We start from the raw sequence: 22772 nt of genomic DNA, 5'->3' as shown, positions 1-22772 counted from the left end.
AACCCGACGCATGGGCGACATCCATCCCGGCTACCTGATCGGCCTGCTGGTCGTCCTGCTGCTGTGCTCGGCGTTCTTCTCCAGCGTCGAGACCGGCGTGCTCAGCCTGGACCGCTACCGCCTGCGCCACCAGGCCAAGCAGGGCAACCGCGCGGCGCGGCGCACCAGCTGGCTGCTCCTGCGCACCGACCGCCTGCTGGGCACCATTCTCATCGGCAACAACCTGGTCAACGTCATCGCCTCGTCCCTGGCCACCCTGCTGGCCCTGCGCCTGTGGGGCGACTTCGCAGTGGCGCCCACGGCCCTGGCGCTGACCCTGGTGCTGCTGATCTTCGGCGAGATCACCCCCAAGACCTACGCCACCCTGCGCCCGGAACGCGTGGCCTTCCCCGCCAGCCTGCCGCTGCTGTGGCTGCAGCGCCTGTTCAGCCCGCTGCTGTGGCTGATGAACGGGGTGAGCAACGGCATCCTGCGGCTGTGCGGCCTGGACCCGGCGCAGCGCCGCAGCCGGCCGCTGAACAACGACGAGCTGCGCAGCGTGGTCAGCGAATCCAGCGAGAAGCTCAGCGCCAACCGCCAGGACATGCTGCTGAGCATCCTCGACCTGGAAAAGATCACCGTGAACGACCTCATGGTGCCGCGCAACGAGGTGCAGGGCATAGATCTGGACGATGACGTGGAAAGCATCATCGGCCAGCTGCGCAACACCACCCACACGCGCCTGCCGGTGTTCCGCAACGACATCAACCAGGTCGAGGGCATCGTCCACATGCGTCAGATCGCCCGCCTGCTGACGCACAACCAACTGACCAAGGACAGCCTGCGCGCGGCCTGCCTGGAGCCCTACTTCATTCCCGAGAGCACGCCGCTGTCGACCCAGCTGATCAACTTCCAGAAGCAAAAGCGGCGCATCGGCATCGTCGTCGACGAGTATGGCGAGGTGATCGGCATCATCACCCTGGAAGACATCCTCGAGGAGATCGTCGGCGAGTTCAGCAACGCCGACGCCCTGCGCAACCCGGACATCCACCCCCAGGCCGACGGCACCTACGTGATCGACGGCTCGGCGAACATCCGCGAGCTCAACCGCGCCCTGGGCTGGCAGTTGCCCAGCGAGGGGCCGAAGACCCTCAACGGCCTGGTCACCGAGGCCCTGGAGCAAATCCCCGACTGCCCGGTGTGCCTGCGCATCGGCCCCTACCGCCTGGAAATCCTGCAGTCCGGCGAGAACCGCGTGAAGAGCGTGCGCGTCTGGCTCACCGGGCGCGCCGCCGCGCCGGCGCCGGGCAGCGCCGACGGGCTTGCCTGAGCGGCCGGCCCGCGCCCTATAATCGCCCCCTGCTTACCCAGCATCCCGCGCCAGGGCCCGCGCTACCCGCGCAACGCCCGGCGCCAGTCGACCGCCCGCCAGCCCGAGCCCGGCCCCGCGCCTGCGCCCGGCGAAGCAACCGGCCTCGCCCCGACCCGCCGCGAGGTTCCCGCCCCTGCCCTACCCGGGTGGCGCTTCCCGCCTCGCGCACGGGCGTAGCCTCCATCGCCGCCGGACACGCCCGCAGAGCCCGTGCCGGCCATGACTGACAGGGACATCCCATGACCACCGCCAGCCTTGCCGCTGCCGCCGAACAGCAACCCGCCAACTCCACCGCGCGGGTCGCGGTCGCCAGCTTCATCGGCACCGCCATCGAGTTCTACGACTTCTACGTCTACGCCACCGCCGCCGCCCTGGTGATCGGCCCGGTGTTCTTCCCGCAGACCTCGGGCACCGCGCAGATGCTCAGCGCCTTCATCACCTTCGGCATCGCCTTCCTCGCCCGGCCGCTGGGCTCGGCGCTGTTCGGCCACTTCGGCGACCGCATCGGGCGCAAGTCGACGCTGGTCGCCTCGCTGCTGCTGATGGGCCTGTCCACCACCCTGATCGGCCTGCTGCCGGGCTACGACAGCATCGGCGCCTGGGCCCCGGCGCTGCTCTGCCTGCTGCGCTTCGGCCAGGGCCTGGGGCTGGGCGGGGAATGGGGCGGCGCCGCGCTGCTGGCCACGGAGAACGCGCCCAGGCACCGCCGCGCCTGGTTCGGCATGTTCCCGCAGATGGGCCCGTCGATCGGCTTCCTCGCCGCCAACGGCCTGTTCCTCGGCCTGGCCATGACCCTCAGCGAGGAGCAGTTCCGCGCCTGGGGCTGGCGCATTCCCTTCATCCTCAGCGCGCTGCTGGTGATCGTCGGCCTCTACGTGCGCCTGAAACTGTCGGAAACCCCGGTGTTCGCCAAGGCCATGGAACGCCAGGAGCGCTCCAGCCTGCCGATCGCCGAGCTGTTCGCCCAGCACTGGCGCCCGGTGCTGCTGGGCGCGCTGGCCATGGTGGTGTGCTATGCGCTCTTCTATATCTCCACCGTGTTCTCGCTGAGCTACGGGGTGACCAGCCTGGGCTACAGCCGCGAGCAGTTCCTCGGCCTGCTGTGCTTCGCCGTGCTGTTCATGGCCGCGGCCACGCCCATCTCCGCCTGGCTGAGCGACCGCTACGGGCGCCGCCCGGTGCTGATCGTCGGCTGCATCGCCGCCATCCTCTCCGGCTTCACCATGCAGCCGCTGCTGAGCCAGGGCTCGTCGGTGGAAGTGGCAGCCTTCCTGGCCCTGGAGCTGTTCCTCATGGGCGTGACCTTCGCCCCCATGGGCGCCCTGCTGCCGGAACTCTTCCCCACCCGCGTGCGCTACACCGGCGCCTCGGCGGCCTACAACCTGGGCGGCATCCTCGGCGCCTCGGTAGCGCCCTACATCGCCCAGAAGCTGGTGGGCATGGGCGGGCTGAGCTGGGTCGGCGGCTACGTGTCGGTGGCGGCGGCGCTGAGCCTGATCGCGGTGCTGTGCCTGCATGAGACGCGGGAGCGGGAGCTCTGAGCGGCGCCGATCTCCTGTAGGAGCGCGCCCTGCGCGCGAATCGCGGGCACGGCCCGCTCCTACGGGGCATGGTGTGGCGGGGCGCAGGGGCAACTGTCTTGCGCCGAGGTGTTCTTCGTAGGATGGGTTGAGCTTGCGAAACCCATGCGGTTGCGGCGATGGGTATCGCTTCGCTCAACGCCATCCTACGAAAAGCCGTGCTTCCTACTCCGTCCGCGACCCGGCCTCAGCCGCGCTCCACGGCCACCAGCCACTGGGCCAGGTGCTCTCCCCACACCTGGTAGCCCAGCGCCGACGGGTGATAGCCGTCGATGGCGAGATACTGCGGCTGCATCTCCAGCCCCACCGCGCAGTATCCAGCGCCTAGCGCCGTAGCCAATTCCCGCAACTGGCCATCCAGCAACGCAGCGCGCCAGCCCAGCAACTGCCGCAGCAGCCAGGGCAAGGCGCGGAAATGCCGCAGCGGCGGCACCGCCGTGCACACCACTCGCGCGCCATCGGCCTGGAAATGCCCGATCAGCCGGGCGATGGCCGCCTGCCAGCGCTCGCCGGAACTGAAATGGGTGGTGTCGTTGACGCCGAAGACCAGCGCCACCAGGTCATACCCCCCGTCGGCCAGCGGCAACAGGCGCTCGCAGGCCTCACCGGCGGTAATGCCGTTCTCCCCCAGCGCCCGCCAGGCCACCGGCCGTTGCAGGCGCGCCGCCAGGGCCGTGGCCAGGCGCCCGGCCAGGGCGAAGTCCAGGCAGGAGGCGCCGACGCCGGCGACGGTCGACTCGCCCAGCAATAGCAGGCGCAGGGGCTCGCCGGGAAATTCCGCGCCGGCCAGACGCTCACAGGCCCCCGCGGCCGGGGCCAGGCGCAGCGCCGTGCGCCGGGTGCGCACGGCCATCGGCAGGGCCAGCGGCAGCAACGGCAGCGCCGCCGCCCACCAGGCCAGCCCCGCCAGGCGGTTCACAGCTCGATGACCACCGCCTCGGCCGAACGGGTGGCCTTGGCCCGCGCTTCCTCGATGGATTCGGCGCGCGCCAGGGCCACGCCCATGCGCCGCTGGCCGGAGACTTCCGGCTTGCCGAACAGGCGCAGGGCGCTGTCCGGCTCGGTCAGCGCGGCGCCCAGGTTGCCGAAGCTGACCTGCTGCGACTCGCCGTCCACCAGGATCACCGCCGAGGCCGAGGGCCCGAACTGGCGGATCGCCGGGATCGGCAGGCCGAGGATGGCCCGCGCGTGCAGGGCGAATTCGGAGAGGTCCTGGGAGATCAACGTCACCAGGCCGGTGTCATGGGGGCGCGGCGAGACTTCGCTGAACCACACCTGGTCGCCCTTGACGAACAGCTCCACGCCGAACAGGCCGCGCCCGCCCAATGCCTCGGTGACCGCCTTGGCCACGCGCTCGGACTCGGCCAGGGCCTTCGGGCTCATGGCCTGGGGCTGCCAGGATTCGTGGTAGTCGCCCTTGACCTGGCGGTGGCCGATGGGCGCGCAGAAGGTGGTGCCGCCGACGTGGCGCACGGTGAGCAGGGTGATCTCGTAGTCGAAGTCGATGAAGCCTTCGACGATCACCCGGCCCTTGCCGGCGCGGCCGCCTTCCTGGGCGTAGTCCCAGGCAGCCTTGAGCTCGGCGTCGGACTTGAGCACGCTCTGGCCCTTGCCCGAGGAGCTCATGATCGGCTTGACCACGCAGGGGTAGCCCACCGAGGCGACACCAGCGAGGTAGTCCTCGTAGGTGTCGGCGAAATGGTACGGCGAGGTGGGCAGGCCCAGTTCCTCGGCGGCCAGGCGGCGGATGCCCTCGCGGTTCATGGTCAGCTGCGCGGCGCGAGCGCTGGGCACCACGGTGTAGCCCTCGGCCTCCAGCTCCACCAGGGTGGCGGTGGCGATGGCCTCGATTTCCGGGACTATGTAGTGCGGCTTCTCCTGCTCGATCACCGCGCGCAGGGCGGCGCCGTCGAGCATGCTCAGCACGTGGCTGCGGTGCGCCACCTGCATGGCCGGGGCGTTGGCGTAGCGGTCGCAGGCGATCACTTCGCAGCCCAGGCGTTGCAGTTCGATCACCACTTCCTTGCCCAGCTCGCCGGAGCCACAGAGCAGTACGCGGGTCGCCGTGGGCGACAGGGGGGTTCCAATACGGGGCATTGCGTGCAACCTCGGGAAGGGGATGTTCTGTCGGCGCGCTAGAGCAGCACGCCCTGTTCGCGGGCGCGCTCATGGCACAGGCGCAGCACCTCGCGGCGCTCGTCGTTGTCCATGCGGCCCCAGCGGGTGATTTCGTCGGCCGTGCGCTGGCAGCCTATGCACAGGTCCTGATCGTCCAGGGTGCAGACGTAGACGCAGGGCGAGGCCACCGGGCGCTCCTGGCTCATTCTTCCTGCCCGGCCAGGTCGCGGGCGTAGCGCCGGGCGTTGTGCACGTAGTGGGCGGCGCTGGCCTCGAGCATCTTCTTCTGCTGCTCGGTCAGCTCGCGCACCACCTTGCCGGGCGAGCCCATGACCAGCGAGCCGTCGGGAATCACCTTGCCCTCGGGGATCAGCGAATTGGCGCCGATGATGCAGTACTTGCCGATCTTCGCGCCGTTGAGCACCACGGCGTTGATGCCGATCAGGCTGTAGTCGTCCACCGTGCAGCCGTGCAGCATGACGTTGTGGCCGATGGTCACGCCCTTGCCGATGTTCAGCGGGAAGCCCATGTCGGTGTGCATCACGGTGCCGTCCTGGACGTTGCTGTTCTCGCCGATGTGGATCAGCTCGTTGTCGCCACGCAGCACGGCGTTGAACCAGACGCTGGCGCCGGCGTCCAGGCGCACCTTGCCGATCACCGCGGCGTTCGGGGCGATCCAGCTGTCGGGGTGGGTTTCGACTCGGGCGTCGCCCAGGCGGTATTTCATCGGTGGCTCCTCAGGCATCTCGTTGTTGTACGCGCCGCTCAGCTGAGCTTGATGAATTGTGGCGGCGCTTGGTGCAGGTCGATGCGGTCATCGAACAGCAGGTTGACCAGTTCGACGACCATGATCGCCGACAGGCCCCAGATCTTGTATTCGCCGAAGCGGTAGCTGGGCACGTACCAGCTGCGCCCGAAGTAGTCGATGCGGTGGGTCATTTCCCGCGGGTCGCCGCGGAAGAACTCCAGCGGCACCTTGAACACCGCGGCGATCTCGCCGTCGTTGGGGGTGTACTCGACGAAGTCGGGAACGAAACCGACGAACGGCGTCACCTTGATGCCATGGCGCGAGACCAGGGTGCTCAGCGGCCCGACCACCTCCACCAGGCTCGGCGGCAGGGCGATCTCCTCCTCGGCCTCGCGCAGCGCGGTGTGGATCAGGTCGACGTCCTCGGGGTCGCGGCGCCCGCCGGGGAAGGCCACCTCGCCGCTGTGAGTTGACAACCCGGTGGCGCGCAGGGTCAGCACCAGCTCTTCGCTGGGGGTGATGGGCAGCAGCACCGCCGCTTCGGGGAAGCGCTGCTCGCTGTTCAGGTCCTGGGGGGTGTGCGCCGTGATGCGCCGGCGCAGCTCGTCCAGCATGCGGACATCCTGCGTGTAAGCCATTCTCTCAATTGTGGAATCATGGCATGAAAGGCTGCCTCGCCCAAGCCCCACCCCCTTGCTGCGCGGGCCTTCCGGCGAGCAAGATGGCTGTATCGATTCCCAGGGAAAGTGCATGAAATTCTGCAGTCAGTGCGGCGCCAGCGTGAGCCTGCGCATCCCCAGCGGCGACAACCGGCCGCGCTACATCTGCGACCAGTGCCATACGGTGCATTACCAGAACCCGCGCATCGTCGCCGGCTGCCTGCCGGTGTGGGAGGGGCGCATCCTCCTGTGCCGCCGCGCCATCGCCCCGCGCCAGGGCTTCTGGACGCTGCCGGCGGGCTTCATGGAGAACGGCGAGACCCTCGAGCAGGCCGCCGCCCGCGAGACGCTGGAGGAGGCCTGCGCCCGCGTGCGCCAGTTGCAGCTCTATACCCTGTTCGACCTGCCGCACATCAGCCAGGTGTACATGTTCTTCCGCGCCGAGCTGGCCGACCTGGATTTCGCCGCCGGCGAGGAAAGCCTGGAGGTGGGCCTGTTCGAGGAATCGGCGATTCCCTGGTCGGAGCTGGCTTTCCCCACCGTGGGCCGTACCTTAGAATGCTACTTCAGCGACCGGCAGAGGCAGGACTTCCCGGTGCGCAACGAGGCCATTGCACCCATGCCGGGCCACTACAAGAAGACCTGAACACTTTGCAGGGCCGTGCATCGCGGCGCTTTATCGAACATCCGGGGGATAGTCTTTCCATGCGCTGGCTGCTTGCCTTTCTGTGCCTGACCTTTGCCGCTCTATCGCAGGCCAATGCGACGCCGACCCTGGAAGGCCGCATCGACAAGGTGCTGGTGCTCAAGTCCGAGCACAAGCTGCACCTCTTGAGCAACGGCAAGATCCTCAAGAGCTACCGCATCTCCCTGGGCAAGAGCCCGCGCGGCACCAAGCTGGCCGAGGGCGACAACCGCACGCCGGAGGGCTTCTACTGGATCGACTGGCGCAAGACCAGCGACAAGTTCAACCTCTCCATGCACATCTCCTACCCCAACGCCCGCGACGTGGTGCGCGCCCGCGAGAAGGGCCTGTCGCCCGGCGGCATGATCATGATCCACGGCACCCCGCTGAGCGACGAGTACCCGGAGTGGTACTTCTCCACCCTGGACTGGACCAACGGCTGCATCGCCATGACCAACCCGGACATGCAGGAGGTCTGGAGCCTGGTCAAGGACGGCACGCTGATCGAGATCCGCCCCTGACGGTGGAACGAAAAAAGGCGCCCTCGGGCGCCTTTTTCATTTTGCGGTGGCTAGAAGACCATGTCCGACAATCGCCACACCTCGAAGGCCGGCGTCTCGTAGGGGTGCGCGGCCTTCAGCGCCTTGACCGAGTCGTGGATCAGCTCGTCGGCCACCACCATCTCCACCTTCCATTCGGCCACCTGCTCGACGAGGCCGGCCGAGCCGAGGAAGGGGTTGCTGCCCTGCTGCGGGCGGAACTGGCCCTGGCCGAGCACCTGCCAGCAGCAGCTATCGTAGGCACCGATGCGTCCTGCACCTGCGGCGAACACCGCTTTCTTCACCGTCTCCAGGTGAGTCTCGGGAACATAGAAGCAGAGTTTGTACATCGGACGCTCCGTGGCGGAAAACGGGACCGGGTGGGGAGTCGAGGAGCGAATGCTGCCATAGGTGATGGCATTTTGCCCTCAATGACTCAGCGGTCATGCTCGGCAAATATCGACAGCGCGATTGCCTTCACGTTCTGAGGGAAAATTCCCAAGATTCGTAAAACGTGATGGAGTCCAGATTCAGTCGGAATCACTTTCCGATAAAGCGCCGCCAGCGCCCAGCCCAACCTTTGGCGGGGTCCGATTCGCTGCACCGCGATGCTCGTAGGAGCAACTGTCTTGCCGGCTGCGCCGAGGCGCTTTTCGTAGGATGGGTTGAGCTTGCGATACCCATGCGGTTGCGCTGATGGGTATCGCTTCGCTCAACACCATCCTACGAAAAGCCATGCTCGCTCATACGGAGCCACCTGTAGGAGCAGGCCCTGCCTGCGATTCGCGCGCAGGGCGCGCTCCTACAGGAGGTCGGGTTCGCGAGCCCGCAACGAAAAAGGGGAAGGCCGAAGCCTTCCCCTTTTCCTGCTGCGTCAGATGCGGCCTCAGCCCACCCAGACGCGGGCGTTGCGGAACATGCGCATCCAGCCGCCGTCTTCCTGCCACTCGTCCGGGCGCCAGGAGTTCTGCACGGCGCGGAACACCCGCTCCGGGTGCGGCATCATGATGGTCACGCGGCCGTCGCGGCTGGTCAGGCCGGTAATCCCGCGCGGCGAGCCGTTGGGGTTGGCCGGGTAGCTCTCGGTGACCTTGCCGTGGTTGTCGACGAAGCGCAGCGCCACGCAGCCGGACAGGTCCGACTCCAGCAGGGCTTCCTCACTCTCGAACTCCGCATGGCCTTCACCGTGGGCGATGGCGATCGGCAGGCGCGAACCGGCCATGCCCTGCAGGAAGATCGACTGCGACTCCTGCACCTGGACCATGGCCACGCGCGCTTCGAACTGCTCGGAGCGGTTGCGCACGAAGTGCGGCCAGAATTCGGTGCCGGGGATCAGCTCGTGCAGGTTGGACATCATCTGGCAACCGTTGCACACGCCCAGGGCGAAGCTGTCCTTGCGCTCGAAGAAGGCCTGGAAGCCGTCGCGGGCGCGGGCGTTGAACAGGATCGACTTGGCCCAGCCCTCACCGGCGCCGAGCACGTCGCCGTAGGAGAAGCCGCCGCAGGCCACCAGGCCCTTGAAGTCTTCCAGGCTGACGCGGCCGGCGAGGATGTCGCTCATGTGCACGTCCACCGCGGCGAAGCCGGCGCGGTCGAAGGCCGCGGCCATTTCCACCTGGCCGTTGACGCCCTGCTCGCGGAGGATCGCCACCTGCGGGCGCACGCCCTTCTTGATGTAGGGCGCGGCGATGTCGTCGTTGACGTCGAAGCTGAGCTTGGCGGACAGGCCGGGATTGTCCTCGGCCAGCAGGCCGTCGAACTCCTGGTCGGCGCACTCGGCGTTGTCGCGCAGGCGCTGGATCTGGTAGCTGGTTTCGCTCCAGATGCGCTGCAGCAGGCGGCGCTCGGCGCTGTACACCGGCGCGCCGTTGAAGCCCAGCTCGATGGCGTCGCCGTTGACCGGCTGGCCGATCACCGCCACGCAGTCGCCCAGGCCGGCGGCGCTGAACTGCGCCAACACTTCCGGGGTGGCCGCTTCGCGGACCTGGATGACCGCGCCCAGCTCTTCGCTGAACAGCGCGGCATTGAGCTCCTCGCGGCTGGAGGCCAGGTTGTCGAGGCGCAGGGACAGGCCGCAGTGGCCGGCGAAGGCCATTTCCAGCACGCTGGCCAGCAGGCCGCCGTCGGACCGGTCGTGGTAGGCCAGCAGGTGGCCGTCGGCGTTGAGGCCCTGGATCACCGCGAAGAAGGCCTTGAGGTCCTCGGCGTCGTCGACATCCGGGGCTTGCTGGCCGATCTTGCCGTAGGTCTGCGCCAGGATCGAGCCGCCCAGGCGGTTCTTGCCGCGGCCCAGGTCGATCAGGATCAGGTCGGTCTCGCCCTTGTCCAGGCGCAGTTGCGGGGTGAGGGTCTTGCGCACGTCGTTGACCGGGGCGAAGCCGGAGATGATCAGCGACATGGGCGCGGTGACGCTCTTCTCCACGCCCGCGTCCTGCCAGCGGGTCTTCATGGACATGGAGTCCTTGCCCACCGGGATGGTGATGCCCAGCGCCGGGCACAGTTCCATGCCCACCGCCTTGACGGTGTCGTACAGGCGCGCGTCCTCGCCCGGGTGGCCGGCGGCGGCCATCCAGTTGGCCGACAGCTTGATGTCGGAGATCGCGCCGATACTGGCGGCAGCCAGGTTGGTGATGGTCTCGCCGATGGCCATGCGGCCCGAGGCCGGAGCGTCGAGCAGGGCCAGCGGGGTGCGCTCGCCCATGGCCATGGCTTCGCCGGTGTAGACGTCGAAGCTGGTGGCGGTGACGGCGCAGTCGGCCACCGGCACCTGCCAGGGGCCGACGAACTGGTCGCGGGCCACCAGGCCGGTGATGGTGCGGTCGCCGATGGTGATCAGGAAGCTCTTGCTGGCCACGGCCGGGTGGCGCAGCACGCGCTCGGTGGCTTCGCCCAGGTCCAGGGCGGCGGCGCTGAAGTCATCGCCGATCTCGGCTTCGCGGGCGACCGAACGGTGCATGCGCGGCGGCTTGCCGAGCAGCACGTCGAGCGGCATGTCCACCGGCTTGTTGCCGAAGTGGCTGTCGGCGACGGTCAGGTGCTTCTCCTCGGTGGCCTCGCCGACCACGGCGAACGGGCAGCGCTCGCGCTCGCAGATGGCCTTGAAGGTCTCGAAGTCGGCGGCGTCGACGGACAGGACGTAGCGCTCCTGGGACTCGTTGCACCAGATTTCCAGCGGGCTCATGCCCGGCTCGTCGTTGGGCACCGCGCGCAGTTCGAAGCGGCCGCCGCGGCCGCCGTCGTTGATCAGTTCCGGCAGGGCGTTGGAGATGCCGCCGGCGCCGACGTCGTGGATGAACTTGATCGGGTTGTTCGCGCCCAGCTGCCAGCAGCGGTCGATGACCTCCTGGCAGCGGCGTTCCATTTCCGGGTTCTCGCGCTGCACCGAGGCGAAGTCCAGGTCGGCGGCGGAAGCGCCGGTGGCCATGGACGAGGCCGCGCCGCCGCCCAGGCCGATGAGCATGGCCGGGCCGCCGAGCACGATGAGCTTGGCGCCGACGCTGATCTCGCCCTTCTGCACGTGGTCTTCGCGGATGTTGCCCAGGCCGCCGGCGATCATGATCGGCTTGTGGTAGCCGCGCACTTCCTCGCCGCGCGGGGTCGCCACGGCCTGCTCGAAGGTGCGGAAGTAGCCGGTCAGGTTGGGGCGGCCGAATTCGTTGTTGAACGCGGCGCCGCCCAGCGGGCCTTCGATCATGATGTCCAGCGCGGTGACGATGCGCTCGGGCTTGCCGTAGGGCACTTCCCAGGGCTGCTCGAAACCGGGGATGTTCAGGTTGGAGACGGTGAAGCCGACCAGGCCGGCCTTGGGCTTGGCGCCGCGGCCGGTGGCGCCCTCGTCGCGGATTTCGCCGCCGGAGCCGGTGGAGGCGCCGGGGAACGGGGCGATGGCGGTCGGGTGGTTGTGCGTCTCGACCTTCATCAGGATGTGCACCGGCTCTTCGCTGGCGCCGTACTGGCGGGTCTCGGGGTTGGGGTAGAAGCGCCCGGCGACCGAGCCCACCATCACCGCGGCGTTGTCCTTGTAGGCGGACAGCACGCCTTCGCGGTGCATTTCATAGGTGTTCTTGATCATGCCGAACAGGCTCTTGTCCTGGGCCTGGCCGTCGATGTCCCAACTGGCGTTGAAGATCTTGTGGCGGCAGTGCTCGGAGTTGGCCTGGGCGAACATCATCAGCTCGACGTCGTGGGGGTTGCGGCCCAGCTCGACGAAGCTCTTCACCAGGTAGTCGATCTCGTCCTCGGCCAGGGCCAGGCCCAGCTCCAGATTGGCCTTCTCCAGCGCGGCGCGGCCGCCGCCGAGGATGTCGACCACGGTCAGCGGCTTGGGCTGGGCGTGGCTGAACAGGCCGGCGGCCTCTTCCATCTGGTTCAGCACCAGCTGCGTCATGCGATCGTGCAGACGCGCGGCGACTTGCGCGGCGTCGGCCTCGGACAGCTCGCCGGCGACGTAGTAGGCGATGCCGCGCTCGATGCGCTCGAGCTTCGCCAGGCCGCAGTTGTGGGCGATGTCGGTGGCCTTGCTGGACCACGGCGAGATGGTACCGAAGCGCGGCACCACCAGGAACAGCCGGCCCTTGGGCTCCTGCACCGGCACGCTCGGGCCGTACTTGAGCAGCCGTCCGAGCACCTGTTCCTCATCGGCGGTCAGCACGCCACTGACCTCGGCGAAATGCGCAAACTCGGCGTACAGCCCGGTGACAGCGGGTACCTGCCGGGTCAGCAGGTCGAGCAGTTTGCCGTGGCGGAAGGCGGAAAGGGCGGGAGCGCCGCGCAGGATCAGCATTGTCGGAACAGCCTCTGGAGACAGGGGAATTCGCAGGGCCGGGAGGGCCGGCCCGCAGAGGCCGTGCATTCTACCGTAAAGCATGCCCCGGCGGCACCTGCAGCTCGGCCGACGGCAAGGGCTTTCTGCCATTGGGCGGGGGAGCGGCGCCATTCATCTTCGAACGCTTTCGAGCGGGCTCGCCGCACGCCCGCTCCAGGCGCGCCCCGGGCCCCCGGCCGGCGTCTGGCACGGCCCCTGAAACGAAGCCGCTAGCAGAGATGCCCCCGGCTGTCCAGATATTGGGCTCCGCGACCTTGGCGTATACTGCGCCGATGTTTGCCCTGAACCCGTCCCGCGTGCGCTCCGCCGTATGGATCCTGGCGACCTGTATCTTTCTGCTGCTCTCCGGCTGTAGCGAGGCGAAAGCCCCCACGGCCCTGGAGCGGGTACAGAAGGACGGAGTGCTGCGGGTGATAACCCGCAACAGCCCGGCCACCTACTTCCAGGATCGCAACGGCGAGACCGGCTTCGAATACGAGCTGGCCAAGCGCTTCGCCGATCACCTGGGGGTGAAGCTGCAGATGGAGACCGCCGACAACCTCGACGACCTCTACAGCAAGCTCGGCCAATCCGGCGGCCCCGACCTGGCCGCCGCCGGCCTCACCCCCGGCGGCGAGCGGGAGACCTCCGTACGCTTCTCGCACTCCTACCTGGACGTCACTCCCCAGGTCGTCTACCGCAATGGCGACCCGCGCCCCACCCGCCCTGACGACCTGGTCGGCAAGCGCATCGTGGTGCTCAAGGGCAGCAGCCACGCCATGCAGTTGGCCGAGCTGAAGAAGAAGTATCCGAAGCTGGAGTACAAGGAATCCGACGCCGACGAGATGGTCGACCTGCTGCGCATGGTGGATGTCGGCGACATCGACCTGACGCTGATCGACTCCAACGAGCTGGCGATGAACCAGGTCTACTTCCCCAACGTGCGCGTAGCCTTCGACCTGGGCGACGCCCGCGGCCTGGCCTGGGCCTTGCCCGGCGGGACGGACGACAGCCTGTACGCGGAGGTCAACAAGTTCCTCGACAAGGTCAAGCAGGACGGCACCCTGCAGCACCTGAAGGACCGCTACTACGGCCACGTCGACGTGCTCGGCTACGTCGGCGCCTACACCTTCGCCCAGCACCTGCAGCAGCGCCTGCCGCGCTACGAAACGCACTTCAAGCAGATCGCCCAGACGCTGAAGATGGACTGGCGCCTGCTCGCCGCCATCGGCTACCAGGAATCCATGTGGCAGCCCGACGCCACCTCCAAGACCGGCGTGCGCGGCCTGATGATGCTGACCAACCGCACCGCCCAGGCCATGGGCGTGTCCAACCGCCTCGACGCCAAGCAGAGCATCCAGGGCGGCGGCAAGTACTTCGACCAGATCCGCGACGAGCTGCCGGACAGCATCAAGGAGCCGGACCGCAGCTGGTTCGCCCTGGCCTCCTACAACATCGGCAGCGCCCACCTCGACGACGCCCGCAAGCTGGCCCAGCAGGAAGGCCTGAACCCGGACAAGTGGCTGGACGTGAAGAAGATGCTGCCGCGCCTGTCGCAGAAGCAGTGGTTCCGCAAGACCCGCTACGGCTACGCCCGCGGCGGCGAGACCGTGCACTTCGTGCAGAACGTGCGGCGCTACTACGACATCCTCACCTGGGTGACCCAGCCGCAGCTCGAGGGTGGCCAACTGGCCGAAAGCGGCCTGCACCTGCCCGGGGTGAACAAGACCCGCCCCAGCGAAGAGCCCGACGAGAAGCTCTGAAGCGCAGAGCATCTGCGGACGGAGTCCGCCACGAGGAAACTCCATGCCCCACGACAACTGTAGGAGCGGGCCCTGCCCGCGATTTCGCGCGCAGGGCGCGCTCCTACATGGGAATGGCGCGAGTGGGGGCAGCGCGTAGGAGCGGATCTCATCCGCGAATCGCGCCGGGGCCTCCGGCAAACACAACACCCGTAGGATGGTGTTGAGCGAAGCGATACCCATCACCATGATCCGATGGGTATCGCAAGCTCAACCCACCCTACGAAAAGCGCCTCGGCGCTCCGCCGGCAAGACGGTCTTCAGGAATGCACTATCGTAGGAGCGGACTCCGTCCGCGATTCGCGTAGGACGCCGCGCCCTATCCCTTGCGCCGCGCCTTAAAAAAGGCCGACAGCATCGCACTGCACTCCTCCGCCAGCACCCCGCCCTCCACCAACACCTTGTGGTTGAGGAACTCCTGGGCAAAGAACTCCCCCCGGCTGACCACCACCCCCGACTTGGGCTCGGTGGCGGCATAGACCAGGCGCTGGATGCGCGCGTGCACCAGCATGCCGGCGCACATGCTGCAGGGCTCCAGGGTGACGTAGAGGGTGCTGCCGGGCAGGCGGTAGTTGCCGGCCGCCGCCGCGGCCTCGCGGATGGCGACCATCTCGGCATGAGCGCTGGGGTCGTGGGCGGTGATCGGCTGGTTGAAGCCACGGCCGACGACCTGGCCCTCCAGCACCAGCACCGCGCCCACCGGCACCTCGCCCAGGGCCGCGCCCTGCTCGGCCAGGGCCATGGCCTCGCGCATGAATTCGCGGTCGCGGCTGCGGTCGATCACCGGGGCCAGCCCCTTCACCGTCGGGTGGCCCTTGCTGTTGGTCAGCCGCACCAGGCGTCACCCACGGCGATGGTGCCCATCAGGCCGGTCTCCATATGGTCGATGACGTGGCAGTGGAACATCCACAGGCCGGGGTTGTCCGCCACCAGCGCCACCTTCGCGCTCTCGTTCTTGCCCAGCAGGTAGGTATCACTGTAGTACGGGATGATCTTGCGGCGGTTGGACGCCAGCACCTTGAAGGTCATGCCGTGCAGGTGGATCGGGTGCTGGTACTGCGTCAGGTTGCGCAGGGTGAAGATGTAGCTCTTGCCCAGCTCCAGCTTGGCCAGCGGCGGCGCGTTGTGCTTGTGCTCCTCGCCGCCCTGCCAGGCCACGCCGTTGATCTGCCACAGCGACGGGGTCGCCTGGCCCTTGGAGTAGTCGGTCATGGCGCCCACCCACTCGAACTTGAAGTCGATGGTCTCGGCCTTGTCCAGGTCCGGCTCGCTCACCGGGTTGTGCGGCAGCGCCGGCGGCCATTCGGCGGAACCACCCTGCAGCGGCGCCACGCCGCGCACCGTGCCCAGGCGCACCACGCCGTCGCGCAGGGACAGCTCCTGGCCCTCGGCCGGGCCGCGGATGGCCAGCTCCAGGCGCATGCCCGGGCCGATCCAGTATTGCTCGTCGAGGTCCCGCGGCTCCACCGGGTGGCCGTCGATGGCGTAGATCTTCGCCTCGCTGCCCGGCAGGTTGAGCCGGTAGGTCACGGTGTTGTCGATGTTGAGGATGCGCACGCGGGTCACCTGACCGGCGGGCAGCTCGATCACCGGTACGTGCTCGCCGTTGATGGTCGACAGGCTGCCGCGGGTGCCCTCGCGGGCGGCCTCGCGCGGCACGCTGAAGGCGGTGAAGGCGCCCTGCTCGTCCACGTGCCAGGTCTTCAGGCAGAGGATTTTCTCGTGACTGAAGCCGCTGGGCTCGCGCTCGTCGATGATCAGCGGGCCGACCAGGCCGCGGCCCAGCTGCTCGCTGCTCATCAGGTGCGGGTGGTACCAGTAGCTGCCGGCGTCGGGGGTCTTGAACAGGTAGACGAAGCTCTGCCCCGGCTGCACCGGCGGCTGCGAGATGTAGGGCACGCCGTCCATCTCGATGGGCAGGCGGATACCGTGCCAGTGGATGGTGGTCGGCTGGTCCAGTTTGTTGGTGAAGCGCACGCGCAGCCAGTCGCCCTGGCGGGCGCGGATCTCGAAGCCGGGGAAGCGGTTGCCGTAGAGCAGCGCCGGGGTCTTGTGCCCGGGCACCAGCTCCAGGTCCATGGGCGCGGCGATCAGTTCGTAGTCGTGCTCCGCGGTCACCTGCGGGCGCGCCAGCCAAAGGCGCGCGCCGCCGGCGCCGAGGCCGACCACGGCGAGGCCGGCGATGCCACCCAGTACCTGTCTGCGGGTAAAGCTCATGTCTCCCCCAACCCCTGCGGGTATCTCGCAAATGCAAGATTTTCTCATTTTCCCGGTGGCAAGGCGAGCACGAAGGCGCTGCGCGATGTCGCATCCCGAGCAACCGCAGCAAATGCCTGACAGACATGGACAGCGGCGCCGCGGAAGGCTATCTGGATAACTTCGCTTCCACGGCGGCACCCCGCCATTGACGACGAGAGAGACGAGGCATGAGCCAGAAACTGAAGGTGGAACGCAAGGGCCATGTGCTCTGCATCGGGCTGAACCGCCCGGAAAAGTACAACGCCATGGACGTGGAGCTGTACCTGGCGCTGGCCGACGCCTACGGTGAACTGCAAGGCGACGACGAACTGCGCTGCGGCCTGCTCTACGGCGAGGGCCAGCACTTCTGCGCCGGCCTGGAGCTGGACAAGTGGGGCCCGCAGTTCACCAGCGGCCGCTTCCCCGAACTGCCTCCAGGCGCCTGCGACCCCTTCGGCCTGGACCCGGCGCGGCGAGTGGCCAAGCCGATCGTGGTCGCCGCCCGCGGCGTCTGCTTCACCGCCGCCCTGGAACTGATGCTGGCCGCCGACGTGCGCATCGCCGCGGAAGACGCGCGCTTCGGCCAGATCGAGGTCAAGCGCGGCATCTATGCCGTGGGCGGCGCGACCATCCGCTTCGTGCAGAACATCGGCTGGGGCAACACCATGCGCTACCTGCTCACCGGCGACGAATTCGACGCCCGGGAAGCCCAGCGCATGGGCCTGGTGCAGGAAGTGACGGCCCCCGGCGAGGAATTCGCCGCAGCCCTGACCATCGCCGAACGCATCGCCCGCCAGGCCCCGCTGGGCGTGCGCGCCACCCTGACCAGCGCCCGCCTGGCCCTGGCCGAAGGCGAGGCGGAAGCCGCCCGCCGCCTACTGCCGGACCTGCAACCGCTGATGGGCAGCGAGGACGTCAAGGAAGGCGTGGCCTCCTTCCTCGAACGCCGCGAGGCGAACTTCGTCGGCCGCTGAAACGACGACGGGGCGGCGTGGATGACCACGACCGCCCCGTCTTCCGACTGCCGGCGCCGCTCAGTTGTGCCGGGTCGCAGGGATCACTCCCACTCGATCATCAATAGGTCGCCTGAACCCGCATGGCTAAAGGGACTGGCTGTGACCGACATGGAGCCTTACCGTCGCTTTTACCGTCAACCGCGCAGAGCTTTTGCTGACGCGGGAGATAGAGCGATTTGCGGGGCGACGACTTTGGCGACACCATTATCAATCAGCTCCCATTTTAGCCCTCCGCTGCCCCCGGCGCGAGGCCTAAAGGTTCGACACCTACGTTGGCGACAGTAGTCTGCCCGCCGAAGCCTCCTATTAAATAGTGGGAAGCTGACGATCAGGATCGTTTCCTGCCCTCTTGAACCCCCTATCCCCGGTCATGAACGCCTCCAGCATGTGCGGGATCAGCGTTACAGCATCGACCGTCTCGCCGTAGGTCTGCGCATGCAGCGCGGCGTAGCGGTCAAGGTGAGCCTTCAGGCTGGCCGGGCAAACGAAGGTCAGCTTGATGCTCTCGGCCTTGGGCAGCGGCCCCAGCCGCAGCTTGCGTGTCGTGCTCATCGTGAAGCTCTCCGATTGAAGAACAGTGGTTGGTATGGTCGGAGCACCAGGTCTCGGTTGACAATGATGCGCACCGGCAGGCCAGGCCTCTCGGTCAAGGTGGGCTGGATGTTCATGTTACGCCGAGTTATCTCCTGCCCGACCTGGTTCACGCTGTCCTGCAAGCCGTCACGGCCGGCAATGATGATCCTATCGCCATCCTGGCGGTTCTCAGGCGCGGCCAGCTCGGCGCCGATGCCCAGCAGCGTCGTCAACGCAGCGCCGACGAAAACGCGATCCCAGTGCCAATCCACACCATCTTCCAGGCCGGCATAGCCGGCTGAATCGGTGCCCACGAGGTTGTCCAGCGTCAGCGAGGATGTATCCGGCAGGATGATGCGATTCCACACCACCTGCACGCGGCTCTGCCCGTAGCTGACCTGGCTGTTGTAGCGGCCGAGGATGCGTGAGCCCTGCGGGATCAGCAGGTGCTTGCCGGTCGCCGTGTCGTAGACCGGCTCCGTCACCGTGCCGATCACGTCACCCGGAAGATCCGACTTGATGCCCGTCACCAACGCACCGGCAATCACCGTGCCGGCCATGACCTGGTACGGCGACGCCGGCAGCTGCAGGTTCCCGAAATTGCGGGTATCCGTAGAGCCGGCTTGCAGGAACGCCTCTTTCTGCCCCTGCTGGTTCTGCACGGTTGTCGGATCGAGGGGGTGCGCCGCCGTCGAAGCTGGGCCGGCGGCCAGCGGATCGAAACCCGCCAGCGTTGCTGCATCCGCAGCAGGTTGTGCCGGTGCAGCCATGGCTGGGCGCTGTCCGCCCGTGCGGAAAAACACCGACGAGGCTGCCGCTTCCTCCGCCTCCTTCAAACGCGCCAGCCGCTCAGCCTCGGCGGGATCGTGTCCGGGTGTCGTATAGCTGGGTGCCGCAGGTCGTTGCGACTGCACGATGGCGGGGCCAAGGTCGCCCGGTAGCGGCGGCCCCAGTTCGGGCGGAGGCGGCAGCTCGGAGTAGTCCGAGGGCAGTCGGTCGAGCCCCTCGGAACGCGAAACCCGGTCGACGTTGTACAGCTCGGCCGGATCGTTGCTACTCCGAGGCTTCGACGGTTGCAAGGACCAGATGGTTGCCCCCAGAACCGCGGCGGAGAGCCCACCGGCAAGCACGGCCAGGGTACGCCGATTCAACCGCGTGACCGGGCGCGGCTGGGCACGGAGCGCGACCGACTCGGGCGGAACCTTGCCGGCCGGCGGCGCGACCAGGTCGGGGGTATCGTCTTGGCTCATGCTCAGTTTCCCCGCGCCACGCCATCCGTGCGCTCGATGCGCACCACGTCGCCCTTGTCCCCGCCCAGGCGCAGCTCGGCCGCGCCGAACAGCCGATCCACGATGTAGTACGGCGAACGGAAACGGTAGTTGACCAGTTGCCCATCGCCCTGCGCGCCGATCACAAACAGCGGCGGTAGCTCACCCTGGGCAATGCCGGCGGGAAACTGGATATAGACCTTCTCGCCATCGTCGAAGGCGCGCAGCGGCTGCCACGGAGGCTTGCTGCCGCTGATCGCATAGCGGAAGCGAATCTTCTCCAGCGAGAGGCCGGTATCGACCGGCGCGCTCGCCTGTGCGGCCTGCGCCTGGCGCTGCAGGGCCAGCATCCGGTCCTTCGGGTAGTCCCAGGACACCGAGGCCATCCAGGCTTTCTCGGTCGAGGTCAGCTCGATCAGGTAGGTGCGACGGCTGGTGGTGATGACCAGGTTGGTCTTGAGATCCGAGCGGATCGGCTTGACCAGCACGTTGACGCGCAGCGCATCGCCGGCGCCGCTGGAGGTGTCGCCGACGATCCAGCGCACCGTGTCGCCGGCAGCCACCGTCACCAGATCCTCTCCGGCCTGCAACGTGATTACGGTCACCCGCCCTGGGGCGGCATAGACCTGGTACAGCGCGCCGTCGCTATAGGGCCAGACCTGGATCGCATTGACGTAACCCTCACGGGTGGGCGCCACCCTCGCCTCCCGGTTCGCGCGCGACACCCTCACCTTCTCGTCGGCCGGCTCCGGGGCTGGACTGGGCTCCTCTGGCAACGGCTTCAGCTGCCCAGGCATCGGTAGCACCTTCGGCACCGCCACCACTTCCACCGGCTTCGGCGGCTCAGGCAGCGGCTGCGCCTGCATCGGCTCGTCGAGCGAGATGCGTGGCGGTGGCTTGCCTTGGCTGGAGCAGCCAGCCAAGGCAAGCAGGACCAGGGGGAACGCGGATTTACGGAAAGACAGGTTCATGGCTTGGCTCCTTCGGACGCATCGAGCTCGCGACTCCACGACAGCCCGTTGACGTAGATGCCCAAGGGGTTCTTGCGCAGGCGCTGTTCGGTTCGCGGGGTTTGCAGGACGATGGAGATCACCGCGTTCCAGCGCTCGGTGCCGGCAGGCGCGCCGTTGACGAAGCGCCGCTCCGTCCAGCGCACGTTGAAGGAGGCGTCGCTGGCCCTCACGAGGCTGCTGACCTGCACCGTCACCGACTCCTTGCCCACGCGGACGAACGGATCGTTGGTGCGCGCATAGTCGTTGAGCGCCGCCGCACCACGGTCGGTGGTGTAGTCGTAGGCTTCGAGCCAGTTCTGCCGCACCACGATCGGGTCGATCGACAGCGAACGCACCAGCGTGACGAAGCGCGCCAGGTGATAGGCGACCTGTGCATCGGCTGGCCGATAGGGCGTGGCGGCCTCGCCGACCGCGCGCACTTGGCCGGTCCGGTCCACCTCCACCACGTAGGGCGTGACGATGGACTGCGCCGAGCGCCAGACCAGGCCCCCCGCCATCAGCAGCGCGAGCGCCAGGCAGCCGAAGGCCATCAGGCGCCAGTTCTTCGCCTGCACGCGGGCCGAGCCGATGCGCTCGTCCCATACCTGGGCGGCGGCCTGGTACGGGGTCGAGGGTTGCGGCGTCTCGGCGTAGCGCACCCGTGGTCGTTTGAAGCGCATGACTCACCCTCCTTATGAATCCGAATCCCGCAGGCTCGGACCACTGCCCGATCCACCGCCATCACCACTGCGCAACGTGTGCGCAACGGTGGTGGCGGCATGGCTGATCTGCTGACGACTCTGCAGGCGCCTGGCCCAGGCGGGCTGCGCCGTTGACGCGGGGGTAGCGTCGACGGACTCGCCCTGGGTCGCATTGCCATGAATACCCCTGCCGGCGCCAGAAGTGGCACCGGCCCCTTCGGCTTGGAAGGCGGAAGCAGCGCGTGACTTGAGTGAACGCATACCGGCGGGAACCCTCTGTCCCGCAGCCTGCGTGCTGACCTTGGCAACGCTGCCCAACCCGGCCGCGGCGCCCTTGAGGCCGCCACCGGCAGCGGAAGATCCGAGTTGGAATGCGGCACGCGCACTGCTAGCTGTCGAGGTGGCGGCACGCACGCCACTGCCAGCAATCCTGGAGGCGGCCGGCGCCATACGCGCCCCGGCCGCAACCGCAGCACCGACACCCGTTGCAGCGGCACCCACGGCGACGGCCGTACCCGCCGCGCCGAGTGCGGCGCCCGCCATAGCCCCCGCCCCCAGCTGCGGGCCGCCGGAAATCAGTCCGGCGGCGATCCCCGGGCCGAAGATGCCCAGGGCGAGTAACGCCAGCGAGGCCAGCATGACCACCAGCGCGTGGTCGATGGAGGGCTCGTCGGGATGCACCTGGAACTCGGCGAACAGCCCCGTTCCGATGCCGACGATCACCGCCAGCACCAGCACCTTGACGCCGGAAGACACCACGTTGCCCAGCACCTTCTCGGCCAGGAACGCGGTCTTGTTCCACAGCGCGAAGGGCACCAGCACGAAGCCCGCGAGCGTGGTCAGCTTGAACTCGATGAGGGTGATGAACAGCTGCACCGCCAGCACGAAGAAGCAGACGATGATCACAAGGTAGGCCAGGAACAGGATGACGATGGGGTCGAGGTTGACGAACACCTCGGGGAAGCCAGTCAGTTCGCCGATCTGCTCCAGGATCGGCGCGCCGGCGTCAATGCCGGTTTTCGCCAACCGCCCCGGCTGCAGGAAAGTCTCCATGCTGAGCGCGCCGGTCGCCGTCAGGCCCAGCCCGGCGAAAGAGCGGAAGACGATGCCGGCCAGCCAGTTGAAGTTGCCGATGATGTAGGCAAAGGCACCGACGTAGAGCACCTTGCGGATCAACTTCGCCATCACGTCCTCGCCCTGGCCGGTGGCGTGACCGAGCGACCAGTAGAGCCCGGCAATCGTCATATCGATCGCTATAAGCGTGGCGGTCAGGTAGGCGACTTCCCCTTGCAGCAACCCGAATCCCGAGTCGATGTAGCGCGAGAAGGTATCGAGGAAGCGGTCGATGACCGTGACATCGTTCATGGTGCCTCCTCCTTGACGACAACCAGCCGCGCAGCGCTTTCGGTCACGTCCTCGCCAGGCTCATCGAAGGTCGATGGAATTGGCGGCAACTCCTCCAGGGCGACATACTCATCAGGGCCGGAGTGGCCGGCGAAGAAGCGGCGCCGGTATGCCTCGGCAGCGATCCTGCAGGCACTCTCGCCCACCGCCCGCCAGTCGGCCACACACTCTGCGCGCAGCGCCTTGAGCCCCGCGGGATTGGTGGCCAGTGTTTCGGCCAGACCCTCGCAGGACGGCCGATCGCAGGCTGCCAGCAAGGCAATCGACAGCATGAAAACACTACGCATGGCGGCC

21 protein-coding genes are annotated in these 22772 nt (G+C 67.8%); 6 read left to right on the top strand and 15 right to left on the bottom strand.

The genetic code is table 11. The features are described from left to right. The first annotated feature begins 10 nt into the window (after nt 1-10). Both PM1_RS06325 and PM1_RS06320 read left to right on the top strand, forming a co-directional pair. Complete coding sequence (locus PM1_RS06325) at nt 11-1309, top strand: HlyC/CorC family transporter (protein WP_009616340.1); 1299 nt, start codon at nt 11-13, stop codon at nt 1307-1309. A 281-nt stretch (nt 1310-1590) separates the two neighbouring features. Next, entirely contained in the window at nt 1591-2892 is a 1302-nt protein-coding gene (locus PM1_RS06320) for an MFS transporter (protein ID WP_009616338.1), read from the top strand. Between the two features lie 226 nt (nt 2893-3118). Here PM1_RS06320 and PM1_RS06315 read toward each other — a convergent pair whose 3' ends face one another. Genes PM1_RS06315 through PM1_RS06295 form a run of 5 tightly spaced genes read right to left on the bottom strand, consistent with a single transcriptional unit; the run spans nt 3119 to nt 6411 of the window. After that, nucleotides 3119-3850, bottom strand: coding sequence for an SGNH/GDSL hydrolase family protein (locus PM1_RS06315; protein ID WP_009616327.1), 732 nt, complete (start codon nt 3848-3850; stop codon nt 3119-3121). Further along, nucleotides 3847-5028, bottom strand: coding sequence for a formate-dependent phosphoribosylglycinamide formyltransferase (gene purT / locus PM1_RS06310; protein WP_009616325.1), 1182 nt, complete (start codon nt 5026-5028; stop codon nt 3847-3849). Before purT ends, PM1_RS06315 begins: the two co-directional genes overlap by 4 nt. Before the next feature lie 38 nt (nt 5029-5066). Beyond that, complete coding sequence (locus tag PM1_RS06305) at nt 5067-5255, bottom strand: DUF1289 domain-containing protein (protein WP_009616323.1); 189 nt, start codon at nt 5253-5255, stop codon at nt 5067-5069. Beyond that, nucleotides 5252-5776, bottom strand: a complete 525-nt coding sequence (locus PM1_RS06300; RefSeq protein ID WP_009616321.1) for a gamma carbonic anhydrase family protein — start codon at nt 5774-5776, stop codon at nt 5252-5254. Before PM1_RS06300 ends, PM1_RS06305 begins: the two co-directional genes overlap by 4 nt. 38 nt (nt 5777-5814) lie before the next feature. Continuing rightward, entirely contained in the window at nt 5815-6411 is a 597-nt protein-coding gene (locus tag PM1_RS06295; RefSeq protein ID WP_009616320.1) for a CoA pyrophosphatase, read from the bottom strand. A 136-nt stretch (nt 6412-6547) separates the two neighbouring features. On the opposite strand from PM1_RS06295, the gene PM1_RS06290 reads away from it, so the two are divergent. Together PM1_RS06290 and PM1_RS06285 are read left to right on the top strand one after the other, a co-directional pair. Beyond that, entirely contained in the window at nt 6548-7102 is a 555-nt protein-coding gene (locus tag PM1_RS06290) for an NUDIX hydrolase (protein ID WP_009616318.1), read from the top strand. Nucleotides 7103-7161: 59 nt separating this feature from the next. Continuing rightward, complete coding sequence (locus PM1_RS06285; protein ID WP_009616312.1) at nt 7162-7662, top strand: L,D-transpeptidase family protein; 501 nt, start codon at nt 7162-7164, stop codon at nt 7660-7662. Between the two features lie 50 nt (nt 7663-7712). On the opposite strand, the gene PM1_RS06280 is transcribed toward PM1_RS06285, so the two are convergent. Together PM1_RS06280 and purL are read right to left on the bottom strand one after the other, a co-directional pair. Next, nucleotides 7713-8030, bottom strand: a complete 318-nt coding sequence (locus PM1_RS06280) for a Nif3-like dinuclear metal center hexameric protein (protein WP_009616303.1) — start codon at nt 8028-8030, stop codon at nt 7713-7715. A 536-nt stretch (nt 8031-8566) separates the two neighbouring features. Continuing rightward, nucleotides 8567-12463: a phosphoribosylformylglycinamidine synthase gene (purL, locus tag PM1_RS06275; protein ID WP_009616301.1), complete on the bottom strand. Its 3897-nt coding sequence runs from the start codon at nt 12461-12463 to the stop codon at nt 8567-8569. Between the two features lie 314 nt (nt 12464-12777). Between purL and mltF the strand changes: the two genes are divergently transcribed. Beyond that, on the top strand, nt 12778-14247 hold the full coding sequence (gene mltF, locus PM1_RS06270; RefSeq protein WP_009616299.1) for a membrane-bound lytic murein transglycosylase MltF: 1470 nt from the start codon (nt 12778-12780) through the stop codon (nt 14245-14247). A gap of 358 nt (nt 14248-14605) precedes the next feature. On the opposite strand, the gene tadA is transcribed toward mltF, so the two are convergent. Further along, complete coding sequence (gene tadA / locus PM1_RS06265) at nt 14606-15124, bottom strand: tRNA adenosine(34) deaminase TadA (protein WP_043300119.1); 519 nt, start codon at nt 15122-15124, stop codon at nt 14606-14608. Continuing rightward, on the bottom strand, nt 15112-16503 hold the full coding sequence (locus PM1_RS06260) for a multicopper oxidase family protein (protein ID WP_009616296.1): 1392 nt from the start codon (nt 16501-16503) through the stop codon (nt 15112-15114). Before PM1_RS06260 ends, tadA begins: the two co-directional genes overlap by 13 nt. Before the next feature lie 209 nt (nt 16504-16712). Between PM1_RS06260 and PM1_RS06255 the strand changes: the two genes are divergently transcribed. Beyond that, nucleotides 16713-17498 (top strand): crotonase/enoyl-CoA hydratase family protein, encoded by a 786-nt coding sequence (locus PM1_RS06255; protein WP_009616294.1) that lies wholly within the window; start codon nt 16713-16715, stop codon nt 17496-17498. Nucleotides 17499-17846: 348 nt separating this feature from the next. Here PM1_RS06255 and PM1_RS06250 read toward each other — a convergent pair whose 3' ends face one another. Genes PM1_RS06250 through PM1_RS06225 form a run of 6 tightly spaced genes read right to left on the bottom strand, consistent with a single transcriptional unit; the run spans nt 17847 to nt 22765 of the window. Then, nucleotides 17847-18092, bottom strand: coding sequence for a DUF2274 domain-containing protein (locus tag PM1_RS06250; protein ID WP_009616293.1), 246 nt, complete (start codon nt 18090-18092; stop codon nt 17847-17849). Then, nucleotides 18089-19363, bottom strand: coding sequence for a TrbI/VirB10 family protein (locus tag PM1_RS06245; protein WP_009616292.1), 1275 nt, complete (start codon nt 19361-19363; stop codon nt 18089-18091). Before PM1_RS06245 ends, PM1_RS06250 begins: the two co-directional genes overlap by 4 nt. 2 nt (nt 19364-19365) lie before the next feature. Next, nucleotides 19366-20352, bottom strand: a complete 987-nt coding sequence (gene trbG, locus PM1_RS06240; protein WP_009616291.1) for a P-type conjugative transfer protein TrbG — start codon at nt 20350-20352, stop codon at nt 19366-19368. Beyond that, a complete protein-coding gene (gene trbF, locus PM1_RS06235; RefSeq protein ID WP_009616290.1) occupies nt 20349-21053 on the bottom strand; it encodes a conjugal transfer protein TrbF in 705 nt (234 codons plus the stop codon). Before trbF ends, trbG begins: the two co-directional genes overlap by 4 nt. Before the next feature lie 12 nt (nt 21054-21065). Beyond that, a complete protein-coding gene (gene trbL / locus PM1_RS06230; RefSeq protein ID WP_009616289.1) occupies nt 21066-22439 on the bottom strand; it encodes a P-type conjugative transfer protein TrbL in 1374 nt (457 codons plus the stop codon). After that, on the bottom strand, nt 22436-22765 hold the full coding sequence (locus PM1_RS06225; RefSeq protein ID WP_009616288.1) for a hypothetical protein: 330 nt from the start codon (nt 22763-22765) through the stop codon (nt 22436-22438). Before PM1_RS06225 ends, trbL begins: the two co-directional genes overlap by 4 nt. Nucleotides 22766-22772 lie beyond the last annotated feature (7 nt).

It is taken from the genome of Pseudomonas sp. M1 (genome assembly GCF_022760135.1).
Classification (GTDB): domain Bacteria; phylum Pseudomonadota; class Gammaproteobacteria; order Pseudomonadales; family Pseudomonadaceae; genus Pseudomonas; species Pseudomonas citronellolis.
Note: the sequence above shows the minus strand (reverse complement) of the source record. Positions and strands in the feature narration are given on the sequence as shown.